Origin of the sequence: Chitinilyticum piscinae (assembly GCF_015223195.1) — a bacterium.
Classification (GTDB): Bacteria; Pseudomonadota; Gammaproteobacteria; order Burkholderiales; family Chitinibacteraceae; genus Chitinilyticum; species Chitinilyticum piscinae.
Map to the genome: position 1 here is coordinate 238,433 of NZ_JADFUA010000003.1, position 12,323 is coordinate 250,755.

Below are 12,323 nucleotides of genomic sequence, written 5' to 3' on the forward strand. Positions count from 1 at the left end.
CCTGCCACGCCTCGGGGCGGCCGGCCTCACTCCTGCGTGGAGGTACAAGCTGCCGGCTGATTGCACACAATCGCCAGCTTGTTACCCACCGGATCACGCACATACGCCGCGTACCAGTGCGGGCCATAGTGCGCACGCAAGCCGGGCGCGCCTTCGTCACGGCCGCCGTGGGCCAGCGCCGCCGCGTGAAAGCGCTCGACCTGCTCGTGCGACAACGCCGCAAAGCCCAGCATGCTGCCGTTGCCCGCGGTGGCCGGCTGGCCATCGAACGGCGACGCCACCCACACCACCAGCCCCTCGCCGCGACCTTCCAGCGAATACGCCCGCCAGCCCGGAAATTCCACATGCGAGCGCCAGCCGATGGTCGCCAGCACCGCATCGTAAAATGCGCAGGACAGCGCGTAATCATTGGCTCCCAGAGTCACATAGTTCTGCATCGCCACGTTCCTTTTCATCGATTGAAAGAAAGAGCAGGCTAACACAAACAGAACGTTCGTTCTATTTAATTCACCGTCGCAGCGAATCGGTGCGTCCGGGTCAATGCTCGGGCGCTGCCGGCTGGTCGGCTCGCCCTTGGGCTGGCTCATGCGCATGGGGTTTTATGCGCCTGCGGCGCGGTGTTTGCATGTCGGGGGTGCCCGGCGGCACGTCAGCGGGCTCTACTGCACCCCACAAAGTCTGCGACTTTGCGGGGACCCCGCGCTTGCCAAGCCCCCCGACACCCCGAAGGCGCGCCCGCTTCGCCGCCCCGCTGCGCGGGGTGCCCTGCGATGTGCCCCGCAGGAAATCCCCTTGGGGACTCGCAAACCACTGCGCGGGTTCGAAACTCGCCCTGCGGGCTTCCCACGGGGACTTCCTCCGGTCGCAAACATCTCACCCGCGAAACCCTGTGGCTTGCTGCGCTTCTCGGCGGCTGCGAGGGCATCGCGTGCTAACAAGCAGCGCAATATACCCATAGGGTGATAAGCCCATGGCCTAACAATTTAAAAGCCTATAGCCGCATACCCATCATTGCACGGCGGGTTACGCCGTTGGCTAACCCGCCCTACGAATCACCACCACCGCCGATTAGCACGCCCCGCCCTGAAGCCGCCGAGAAGCGCAGTGGCGATCAGGGTTTCGGCTGGCGACTGTTTGAGGCCGCAGGCCGAGTTTGAGCCAGCCGCTGAGCGCCACGAGCATCGCAGGGAACCCCGAAGGGGCGGCTGTCCGGGCTCGCCTTTTCTTTGGTTCGTTTCTTTTGGCGAAGCAAAAGAAATGAACCCGTCCGCCGGGCGGAACCGGCATCAAAACACCGTGCCGCAGGCACAGAAAAAACAAACCGCCGTACACGGTCGGCGGTTGGATTCATGCGGCGCAATGCCTGCGGCGATTGTGGCCTACGATTCTACACGACTGGATGCAATTTGATTAAGCTCCTTGCCAATAGCAACAATCATTTCACTAACGCCCTCACGTATTTCGGAGACAAAATCACATGCTTTGCGTTCACCATACGCCATCCCCTTATAACTAAATTCGACAAAAACAAGACCAATAAAGCCTTGCTCTTGGCATAAAAATTTAACAGGGGTACTAATAATGCTTCTATGCTTAGAATGATTCACCAATGCCGACAGATATTTAACACTTTCATCATCACGCAAACTCGACAACAAAGAAGTAAAATGAGGCCACACACTCAAATTAGTCAACTTTTTTGTTACAGCACTTAAATCAATTCTAGACTCTTCAATGCGCGATTCACTTTCACGATCCATCCCCATAGAAAAATACACCGCGTGGGCCAGAATATCCAAAACAGAATGCAGGCTTTGCAGGCCCGCAACAAGATGAGCCCTAGCTTTAAACCTTAGCTCAGCCTTAGTCTCATCGTGTCCAAAAACGGTTTCAAGCGCACCTCGAATATCGTCCGGTCCATCTATAAAACCCTCTTCACAAGAAAAGAACTGCTCAAAATGGAACGCAGAAAAATATAGCCTTTCCACTGTCGAGTTAAGGCTTGGCTCAAGTAATTTCAGCTGCCCGTCACCATAACGAGCTTTAACAGCATTTCGTAACTGCACAAGATCCCATTTCACGATGGCGCAACTCCATATCGAGCGATAAAAAAATAAGCGAGCATAGCTCGCTTATTTTTTTACGACACCTTCTTCTTCAACAACTCCAACGCCATCCCCGGGTTGGCCTTGCCCCCAGACCCCTTCATCACCTGGCCCACCAGCGCATTGAGCGCCTTCTCCTTGCCCGAGCGATATTCCTCAATCGCCTTAGGGTTGGCGGCGAGCACCGCGTCGACGATCGCTTCGATCGCGCCGGTGTCGGTTTCCTGTTTCAGGCCATCGCGTTCAATGATGGTGTCAGCCGAATCACCCGACTCCCACATCTTCTTCAGCACGTCCTTGGCGGTCTTGTTGTTGATGGTGTTGTCCATCACGCGCTTGATGAGCAGTGCCAGCGCATCGGCGGACACCGGCGAATCGGCGATGGTCTTCTCCTCGCGGTTCAGCGTGGCGGATACGTCGCCCATGATCCAGTTCGACGCCAGCTTGGCGTCCGCGCCGGCAGCCACCACCGCTTCGAAGAACGCGGCCATTTCCTTGGAGCTGGTCAGCGTGGTCGCGTCGTAGGCCGGGATGCCGTATTGGGACTGGAAGCGCGCCTGCATGGCCACCGGCAGTTCCGGCAGCGTAGCCTTCACGCGTTCGATCCACTCGTCGGCGATCACCAGCGGCGGCAGGTCGGGATCGGGGAAGTAGCGGTAGTCGTGCGCGTCCTCTTTCGATCTCATCATCCGGGTTTCGCCGGTATCCGGGTCGAACAGGATGGTCGCCTGCTGGATCTTGCGGCCTTCCTCGATCTCGTTGATCTGCCAGTTCACTTCGTACTTGATCGCCTGCTCCATGAACTTGAACGAGTTCAGGTTCTTGATTTCGCGACGGGTGCCGAATTCCTTTTGGCCTTCCGGGCGCACCGAGACGTTCACGTCGCAGCGGAACGAGCCTTCCTGCATATTGCCGTCGCAGATGCCGATCCAGGTCACCAGCGAATACAAGGCTTTCGCGTAGGCCACAGCTTCCTGCCAGCTGCGCATTTCCGGTTCGGAAACGATTTCCAGCAGCGGCGTGCCGGCGCGGTTCAGGTCGATGCCGCTCATGCCGTGGAAGTCTTCGTGCACCGACTTGCCGGCGTCTTCTTCCAGGTGCGCGCGGGTGAGGTTGATGACCTTCTCGACGCCATCGACATTGATCGTGATCGCACCGCCTTCAACCACCGGCAGCTCGAACTGGCTGATCTGGTAGCCCTTGGGCAGATCGGGGTAGAAGTAATTCTTGCGGGCGAACACCGACTTCTGGTTGATCTTCGCGCCGATGGCCAGACCAAACTGGATGGCCTTGTCGACCGCGGCCTTGTTCATTACCGGCAGCGCGCCCGGCAGGGCGATATCCACAACGGCGGTCTGCGTGTTCGGCGCCGCGCCGAAGGCGGTGCTGGCGCTGGAAAAAATCTTTGATTGCGTGGTGAGCTGGGTGTGCACTTCCAGCCCGATGACGACTTCCCATTTCATGATTGCTGTCCTCGTGCCGGTTTATAGGATTGGGGCTTTAGCGTGCCAGTCGGTCGCCTGCTGGAACTGGTGCGCGACATTGAGCATCTTCGCTTCGCCCAGATAGTTGCCGATGATCTGCAGGCCAACCGGACGGCCATTGCTGCCGAAGCCAACCGGGATGCTCAGCGCCGGCAGGCCGGCGAGGTTCACGCCCAGGGTGTAGATGTCGGCCAGATACATCGCCACCGGGTCGTCGGACTTCTCGCCCAGATTCCACGCGGTGGTCGGCGCCACCGGGCCGAGGATCACGTCGCAGTCCTTGAACGCGGCAACGAAATCGTTGGCGATGATGCGGCGGATCTTCTGCGCCTGCAGGTAGTAGGCGTCGTAGTAGCCGTGGCTCAGTACATAGGTGCCGGTGAGAATGCGGCGCTTCACTTCCCAGCCAAAGCCCTCAGCTCGGGTCTTTTCATACATGTCGGCCAGGCCGTCGTAATCTGCGGCGCGGTGGCCGTAGCGCACGCCGTCAAAGCGGCTGAGGTTGCTGGAGGCTTCCGCCGGCGCAATCACGTAGTAGGACGGAATCGCCAGCTTGGTGTTCGGCAGCGACACGTCAACCACGGTGGCGCCGAGCTTCTTCAGCTCAGTGACCGCAGCTTCGATGGCGGCGGCGACATCGCCAGCCAGACCTTCGGCGAAGTATTCGCGCGGCAGGCCGACTTTGACACCCGCCAGCGGCTGGTTCAGGTCGCGGGTGTAGTCTTCCTTGGCGTGTTCGAGGCTGGTGGAATCCTTGTCGTCGAAACCGGCCATCACGTTCAACAGCAGCGCGCAGTCTTCCGCGGTGTGCGCGAACGCGCCGCCCTGATCGAGCGAACTGGCGTAGGCAATCATGCCGTAACGCGACACCACGCCGTAGGTCGGCTTGATGCCGGTAATGCCGCAGAACGACGCCGGCTGGCGAATGGAACCACCGGTATCCGTGCCGGTGGCAAACGGCGCCAGGCCGGCCGCAACCGCCGCGGCCGAGCCGCCCGATGAACCGCCGGGAACCGCGTTCAGATCCCAGGGGTTTTTCACCGCGCCGTAGAAGCTGTTTTCATTCGACGAGCCCATGGCGAACTCGTCCATATTGGCGCGGCCCAGCGTCACCAGACCGGCGGCTTTGGCGTTCGTGATCACGGTGGCGTCGTAGGGGGCAACGAAGTTGTCGAGCATCTTCGAGCCGCAGCTGGTCTTCCAGCCTTCCGCGCAGAAAATGTCCTTGTGCGCGACCGGTACGCCAGTCAAGAGGCCTGCGGTGCCGGCTGCGCGCGCGGCATCGGCGGCGCGGGCTTCCGCGAGGGTTTTTTCGGCATCAACGGTGATGAAGGCGTTGAGTTTCGGGTTGAGCGCGGCGATGCGGGCGAGGTAGTCCTGCGCCAGCTCGACCGCCGACACCTGGCCGGCGGCCAGTGCGGCGGATAATTGTTTGACGGTTTTCATGTTCGATAAACCCGATCAGGTATATGGTTGCAGGCAAGCATCATCAAAGGGCATGCGAACATACCCAGAGGCTTGCTTATTCGATGACCTTGGGAACGAGGTAGAGGCCATTTTCGACCGCCGGTGCGACAGCCTGGAAGGCCGCACGGCGATCCGGGGCGGTGGCGGCGTCCTCGCGCAGACGCAGGAACACGTCCTGGGCGTGCGCCATCGGCTCGATGCCGGAGGTGTCGACGGCCCGCATTTCGTCGATCAGGTGCAGGATGCGGTTGAGTTGGGTTTGGGTGGCCGCGAGTTCGGCGTCGGTCACGGCAATGCGCGACAGGCGGGCGATGCGGCTTACATCTTCCAGAGAGAGCGACATGGTATAAATTCCCTGCCAGAGCCTTCAATAACGTCAACGCATTAGGGTATCATACGGGGTTTGTTTCTCCCAAACCGCCGCCTGACAAGTCACCGGCGCGGCAAGGGAAACGACAGGCGGCGCGCCCTGTTGCTGCAATGCAGCATAAAATCACGCCAGAACTTTTACTCGCCACGCCTGCCACAGCGGGCTGCGAACCAGATTTTCTCAGCAACCCACCCATTGCGAGCACCCGATGTTTGGACTTTCCGGCTACTTCGCCAACGATATCGCCATTGACCTTGGCACCGCCAATACGCTGATCTACATGCAGGGCAAGGGCATCGTGCTTGACGAGCCTTCCGTGGTTGCCATCCAGCAGGAAGGCGGTCCTTCCGGCAAGAAAACCATCCTGGCCGTCGGCGCCGAAGCCAAGAAGATGCTGGGCCGCACGCCGGGCAGCATCAATGCCATCCGCCCGATGAAGGATGGCGTGATCGCCGACTTCACCATCACCGAGCAGATGCTCAAGCAGTTCATCAAGAAGGTGAACCCCAGCCGCCTGTTCTCCTCGCCCCCGCGCATCGTGATCTGCGTACCCTGCGGCTCGACCCAGGTCGAGCGCCGCGCGATCCGCGAATCGGCACTGGGCGCCGGTGCGCGCAAGGTCGAACTGATCGAGGAACCGATGGCTGCGGCCATCGGTGCCGGCCTGCCGGTTGAAGAAGCCACGGGTTCGATGGTGGTGGACATCGGCGGCGGCACCACCGAAGTGGGCGTGATCTCGCTGGGTGGCATCGTGTATGCCAACAGCGTACGGGTCGGCGGCGACAAGTTCGATGAATCCATCATCAACTACATCCGCCGCAACTACGGCATGCTGATCGGCGAAACCACCGCCGAAGAAATCAAGAAGCGCATCGGCTCGGCCTTTCCCGGCGCCGAAGTGCGCGAAATGGACGTCAAGGGCCGCAATCTGGCCGAAGGCATCCCGCGCTCGTTCACCATTTCCAGCAACGAAATCCTCGAAGCACTGACCGAGCCCCTGAACCAGATTGTTTCCGCCGTGAAACAGGCGCTGGAACAGACTCCGCCGGAACTGGGCGCCGACATTGCCGAAAAGGGCATGGTGCTGACCGGTGGCGGCGCGCTGCTGCGTGACCTGGATCGCCTGCTGATGGAAGAAACCGGCCTGCCGGTGATTGTTGCCGACGATCCGCTGACCTGCGTGGTGCGCGGCTCGGGCATGGCCATCGACAAGCTCGACAAGGCCACCGGCATCTTCACCAACGACTAAGCACCACACCGTATCACTCTGCAGCCCACGCCACGGCTAGGCTGCAGGGTGATACATGCAGGCCTTTGCATGCACGCCAATCAACCCGCCTTCTTCAAGCAGGGACCGAAGCCGCTGACGCGGCTTATGATTTTTTCGGCCCTCTCTCTCGCCTTGCTGGTCAGCGATGCCAAGCTGCACCTGATGGACGCCTTGCGCCAGCAGCTGTCGGTGGTGATCTACCCCCTGCAATGGCTGGCAACCACCCCGGTCGACAAGGCGCTGCAGGTCGGTGATTTCTTCCAGAAACAGACCGAGCTGATCAGCGAAAACCGCCGCCTGAACGAGGAGCGGCTAAAAGTCAGCGCCCAGGCAATGCGCGTGGCCGCACTGGAACAGGAAAACGCGCAATTGCGTGCCCTGAGCGCGGCAGCGGCCAGCCAGCCGGTGAAACGCCAGCTGGTCAAGATTCTCTACAACGGACGCGACCCGTACACGGCCCGGCTGATTGTTGACCGCGGCAGCGATGCCGATATCGCCGCAGGACAGATCGTCGTCGACCACCAGGGCGTGGCCGGCCAGGTGATCCGCGTACATCCGCTGACCAGCGAAGTGCGGCTGATTTCCGACCGCGACCATCTGGTGCCGGTCATGGTCGAGCGCAACCAGCTGCGCACCATCGTCTACGGCATGGGACGCAACCTGCCGCTGGAAGTGCGCTACATGCCGCCGAATGTCGACATCAAGGAAGGCGACATCCTGAGCACTTCGGGGGTTGACGGCATTTATCCCGCGGGGCTGCCGGTGGCGCGCATCGTCAAGGTCGAGCGCCAGAACGGCAGCGCCTTTGCCCGCATCTACGCCGAGCCGCTGGCCCACTTCGAACAGCACAGCTATCTGCTGGCAATCAATGGCGCCCCCGCGCAGGCCCCCTACCCGGAAACCGCGTCGGCACCGGCCGCGACCAACAAGAAGAAACACTGATGCCCATTTCCTCCCAGTTGCTGCGGCCTGTGAGCTTCGGCTTCATTCTGCTGACCTTCCTGCTGGCCATGCTGTTCAACCTGGCCCCGTGGCAGGCCGCTCTGCAGGGCCTGACCCCCGACTTCATCGCCCTGATGCTGGTGTACTGGGCGCTACACCAGCCCAAGCGTATTGGCGTGGGTTGGGCTTTCTCGCTGGGCCTGCTGATGGATGTGGCCGACGGCAACTATCTGGGCCAGCATGCGCTGGCCTACAGCGTGATTGCCTGCCTGACACTGATCCGCCAGCGCCAGTTCGCAATCTTTCCGTTCTGGCAGCAGGCACTGATCACGCTGTTCCTGCTGCTACTGGCGCAGTGCATCATGCTGCTGGTGCGCCTGCTGTTCGGTGACAGCTTTCCGGGCCTCGGCTATTTCGCCGGCGCACCGATTGCCGCAATTCTGTGGACGCCGCTGTCCAACCTGATGCTGATGCATCAGCGCAAGCCGGTAGCTGACGACCTATGAAGCCCTCCCGCCGTTCGCTGTTCCGCACCCGGCGCGGCAGCTCAGCCCGTCGTGCGAGCGGCTCCGGTTCGCTGCGCAACGAATTGCATGACCGCAGCAACTTCCAGTTGCGGCTGATTGTCGCGCTGCTGCTGGTGGTGGCGCTATTTTGCACACTGTTTGCCCGGTTTTTCTGGCTGCAGGTTCTGCAGCACGACCGCTACATGACGCTGGCCGAACAGAACCGCATTTCACTGGTTCCCGTCTCGCCGCCGCGTGGCTTGATCCGTGACCGCAATGGTGTGGTGCTGGCGCACAACTACTCGGCCTATACGCTGGAAATCACGCCGTCAAAGACCGCCGATGGCCTGGACGCCACCATCGAGCGGCTCAATCAGCTGATTGAAATCACGCCGAAGGACCGGCGCCGCTTCAAGAAGCTGATGGAGGAAACCAAGGATTTCGAATCGCTGCCGATCAAGTTCCGCCTCAGCGACGAGGAAGTAGCCCGCTTTGCGGCCAACAGCTACCAGTTCCCGGGCGTGGAAGTGAAGGCACGGCTTTTCCGCCAGTACCCGCAGGGGGAGCTCGGCAGTCATCTGGTTGGCTATATCGGCCGCATCAATGATCGCGACGTTGAAACACTGAAAGACAACGGCAATTTTGCCAACTACCGTGGCACCGATCACATCGGCAAACTGGGCGTCGAGCAAAGCTACGAAGCACAGCTGCACGGCAGCACCGGCTTCGAGCGCGTCGAGGTCGATTCGGGCGGGCGGGCCATCCGCACGCTGTCGCGCACCCCGCCACAACCGGGGCGAGACCTGGAGCTCTCGGTCGACATCAAACTGCAGGAAATCGTCGAGAAGCTGTTCGACAAGCGCCGCGGCGCCCTGGTTGCCATTGATCCGAACACCGGCGGCGTGCTGGCCTTTGTCTCCAAGCCGGGATTCGATCCCAACCTGTTTGTCGACGGCATCGATCCGGTCAGCTGGAAGGAACTCAACGAATCCATCGACCGGCCACTGCTGAACCGTGCACTGGGTGGCGAATATCCGCCGGGATCGACCTTCAAGCCGTTCATGGCGGCCGCCGCACTGCAGGGCGATTTTCCGCTGGTACACCAGACCATCGCCGATCCGGGCTATTTCATGTTCGGCAACAACAAGTTCCGCGACTCCAAGCCCGGCGGCTATGGCTCGATGAATTTCGATCGCTCGATTGCCCTCTCCAGCGATACCTACTTCTACCAGCTGGCGGTGCAGATGGGCATCGACAACATCGCCAAATACCTGGGCGAATTCGATTTCGGCCGGCAGACCGGCATCGATCTTCCCGGCGAGCGCAGCGGCGTTCTGCCCAGCCCCGAATGGAAGAAAAAGCGCTTCAAGAAACCCGAACACCAGAAATGGTATGCCGGCGAAACGGTATCCATCGGCATCGGCCAGGGCTACAACAGCTACACACCGCTGCAGCTGGCGCATGCCACCGCGATCATTGCCGCCCGCGGTACCGTCTACAAGCCGCATGTCGTCAACCGCATCATTGACCCGGTCAGCGGCAAGGCCACCGCCGTCGAGCCCCAGCCCCAGCGCCGCATCGACTGGAAGCCCGAGCACTTCGAACGCGTGATCAAGGGCATGCAGGGCGTGAATCAGTACGGCACAGGCGCAAAAGTCTTTGCCGGCGCGCAGTACACCTCGGCCGGCAAGACCGGTACGGCGCAGGTGTTCTCGCTCAAGGGTGCCAAGTACAACGCCAGCTCGATCGGCGAACGCTTGCGCGATCACTCGTGGTATATCGTCTTTGCCCCGGTCGAGAATCCGAAAATCGCGCTGGCGGTCATCGTGGAAAACGGCGGATTTGGTGCACAGGCTGCCGCACCGATTGCTCGCGCTACCCTCGACTACTACCTGACCGGCAAGCTGCCGGCTGCGCCGGGCGAAAAGGCCAGCGGTGCGGCGGCGGCCAGCGCGCCAGTCAGCGAACCGGCTCCGGAGGAACCCACCGGTGATTAAGCAACTGTGGTTTTACATCCGCCGTCCGGTCGACCCCTGGCTGCTGCTGTTCACCTGCCTGATTTTCGCCCTCTCGGCCGTCGTGCTGCATTCGGCATCGAACCAGGATGCCGACAAGGTGCTCAACAAGATTGTCTTCATGGGCATCGCGATCTTCGGCATGTGGGTCATCGCGAACATTTCGCAGGCCACGCTGATGCGCATTGCCCTCCCCGGCTATGTGGCAGGCGTGATCATGCTGATTCTGGTCGAGCTGGTCGGCAAGACCGTGAATGGCTCGCAGCGCTGGCTCAATATCGGCATCACGCACATCCAGCCCTCCGAACTGATGCGTATTGCCGTGCCGATGACGCTGGCATGGTTCTTCCACCATTTCGAATCGACGCTGAACTGGAAGCACTTTGTCGGCGCGGCCGTGCTGCTGGGCATTCCGGCCGTGCTGATCCTCAAACAGCCTGACCTCGGCACCGCGCTAATGATCAGCGCCTCGGGGTTCTATGTGCTCTACTTCGCCGGTCTGTCGTGGAAACTGATCGGCCTGATGAGCGCAGCCGGCGGTTCGCTGGTCTACGTGGTGCTGCACTGGAACTGGTGCATCAACATCCTGCATGAATACCAGTGCCGCCGCATCGCGACCATGCTTGACCCGATGGCCGATCCGCTGGGTGCGGGCTACCACATCATCCAGGGCACGATTGCCATCGGTTCGGGCGGCATCACCGGCAAAGGCTGGCTCAACGGCACACAGACCCATCTGGATTTCATCCCCGAGCGCACCACCGACTTCATCTTCGCGGTCTATGGCGAAGAATTCGGCCTGCTGGGCAATCTGCTGCTGCTGGCACTCTACCTGCTGGTCATCGTGCGCGGGCTGATGATCGCCAACTCGGCCTCCACCCTGTTCGGGCGACTGCTGGCCGGTGCGATCGCAATGACGTTCTTTACCTATGCCTTTGTGAACATGGGCATGGTTTCCGGCATTCTGCCGGTGGTTGGCGTCCCGCTGCCGCTGGTGTCCTACGGCGGCACGTCGATGGTTTCGATTCTGGCCGGCTTTGGCCTGCTGATGAGCATCCAGCAGGATCGCACCCTGATCAAGCGCTAATACAGCCATACGTATTGAGCTAAAACCTAGTCAAGTAAAGGACTGGAGAGCAATACCATGCAAAGCAAGCACCTGCTACCGCTCGCCTTGCTGCTGGCCGCCTGCAGCAGCACACCACCTGGCCCTGCCGGCCCGGCCAGCCGGCCAACACCACCCCGCCAGCCCGAAACGGGCACCGCGCCGACCAGCGACAGCCGCCAGTACGGTTGCAGCTACCAGCCGCCCGCCAGCAATGGCGGCGGCTTCTACAAGGATGACGGCCCCCACAGTGACTGGCCGGCCAACCTCAACCAGATCCCCGATGCGACGCCGCGTGCCGAGCCGCTGCACAAATGGGCCAACCGGCCGTATACCGTACTCGGGCAGTCATTCACACCGCTGACAGAAGTCGGCCAGTGGCGCGAGGAAGGCGTCGGCAGCTGGTACGGCCGCAAGTTCCACGGGCAGAAAACCTCCAATGGCGAAATTTACGACATGTTCGCCATGAGTGCAGCCAGCCCGATCCTGCCGATTCCCAGCTATGCCCGCGTTACCAATCTGGCCAATGGCCGCAGCGTTATCGTCCGCGTGAATGATCGAGGCCCCTTCAAGAAGGGACGCATCATCGACCTGTCCTTTCTGGCCGCCTGCCGGCTCGGTTACGCCAGCAATGGCAGTGCGCAGCTGCGGGTGGAAAGCCTGCAGCCCGGTGCCATTGCCCCTGCCGCCCCCGTACAGATTGCCAGTGCGCCCGCAGCGGCGCCCAAGCCCGCCGAGCCGATCGCCGAGGCCACGCCCCTGCAGGTGCCGGTGAGCGAGGACAAGGGTGGCGTCTACCTGCAGCTGGGGGCATTTTCCTCGCAGGGCAATGCCGACAGCTTCCGCCAGCATCTCAACCGCCAGCTCGAAAGCAGTGACACGGCACGCGTGGTGATCCAGCAGACCGGCCCGCTCTGGCGCGTCAAACTCGGCCCCTACCCCGACCGTGCCGCCGCGCTGGCTGCCGCCGAGCGTCTGACCGGCGAGCACCAGCTGCAGGCCGTCATCGCCCGCTAGCTTGGGCTGGCTGCGCGGTCGGCCTGCGCCCGGATGGGCGCA

At 61.4% G+C, this 12,323-nt stretch carries 11 protein-coding genes; 6 read left to right on the forward strand and 5 right to left on the reverse strand.

The genetic code is table 11. The features are described from left to right. Positions 1-26: 26 nt before the first annotated feature. The 5 genes from INR99_RS07020 to gatC form a co-directional block, all read right to left on the reverse strand. A complete protein-coding gene (locus tag INR99_RS07020) occupies positions 27-437 on the reverse strand; it encodes a VOC family protein (RefSeq protein ID WP_194115611.1) in 411 nt (136 codons plus the stop codon). Between the two features lie 942 nt (positions 438-1,379). Next, on the reverse strand, positions 1,380-2,081 hold the full coding sequence (locus INR99_RS07025; protein ID WP_194115612.1) for a hypothetical protein: 702 nt from the start codon (positions 2,079-2,081) through the stop codon (positions 1,380-1,382). A 59-nt stretch (positions 2,082-2,140) separates the two neighbouring features. Further along, positions 2,141-3,568: an Asp-tRNA(Asn)/Glu-tRNA(Gln) amidotransferase subunit GatB gene (gene gatB / locus INR99_RS07030; RefSeq protein WP_194115613.1), complete on the reverse strand. Its 1,428-nt coding sequence runs from the start codon at positions 3,566-3,568 to the stop codon at positions 2,141-2,143. A 21-nt stretch (positions 3,569-3,589) separates the two neighbouring features. Continuing rightward, positions 3,590-5,035: an Asp-tRNA(Asn)/Glu-tRNA(Gln) amidotransferase subunit GatA gene (gene gatA / locus INR99_RS07035; RefSeq protein ID WP_194115614.1), complete on the reverse strand. Its 1,446-nt coding sequence runs from the start codon at positions 5,033-5,035 to the stop codon at positions 3,590-3,592. Between the two features lie 76 nt (positions 5,036-5,111). Further along, positions 5,112-5,399 (reverse strand): Asp-tRNA(Asn)/Glu-tRNA(Gln) amidotransferase subunit GatC, encoded by a 288-nt coding sequence (gatC, locus tag INR99_RS07040; protein WP_194115615.1) that lies wholly within the window; start codon positions 5,397-5,399, stop codon positions 5,112-5,114. 235 nt (positions 5,400-5,634) lie between these two features. Here gatC and INR99_RS07045 point away from each other — a divergent pair, with 235 nt between their 5' ends. The 6 genes from INR99_RS07045 to INR99_RS07070 all read left to right on the forward strand — a co-directional run bounded on the left by INR99_RS07045 (position 5,635) and on the right by INR99_RS07070 (position 12,281). Next, the gene (locus INR99_RS07045; RefSeq protein ID WP_194115616.1) at positions 5,635-6,675 is read left to right on the forward strand and encodes a rod shape-determining protein; all 1,041 of its coding nucleotides are present in this window, start codon (positions 5,635-5,637) and stop codon (positions 6,673-6,675) included. A 69-nt stretch (positions 6,676-6,744) separates the two neighbouring features. Next, a complete protein-coding gene (gene mreC, locus INR99_RS07050) occupies positions 6,745-7,638 on the forward strand; it encodes a rod shape-determining protein MreC (RefSeq protein ID WP_194115617.1) in 894 nt (297 codons plus the stop codon). Further along, positions 7,638-8,144, forward strand: a complete 507-nt coding sequence (gene mreD, locus INR99_RS07055) for a rod shape-determining protein MreD (protein WP_194115618.1) — start codon at positions 7,638-7,640, stop codon at positions 8,142-8,144. The genes mreC and mreD overlap by 1 nt, the downstream gene beginning before the upstream one ends. Further along, positions 8,141-10,141, forward strand: a complete 2,001-nt coding sequence (gene mrdA, locus INR99_RS07060) for a penicillin-binding protein 2 (protein ID WP_194115619.1) — start codon at positions 8,141-8,143, stop codon at positions 10,139-10,141. Before mreD ends, mrdA begins: the two co-directional genes overlap by 4 nt. Further along, positions 10,134-11,246, forward strand: coding sequence for a rod shape-determining protein RodA (gene rodA, locus INR99_RS07065; RefSeq protein ID WP_308431460.1), 1,113 nt, complete (start codon positions 10,134-10,136; stop codon positions 11,244-11,246). The genes mrdA and rodA overlap by 8 nt, the downstream gene beginning before the upstream one ends. Before the next feature lie 57 nt (positions 11,247-11,303). Continuing rightward, positions 11,304-12,281, forward strand: coding sequence for a septal ring lytic transglycosylase RlpA family protein (locus INR99_RS07070; RefSeq protein WP_194115620.1), 978 nt, complete (start codon positions 11,304-11,306; stop codon positions 12,279-12,281). Positions 12,282-12,323: the final 42 nt, after the last annotated feature.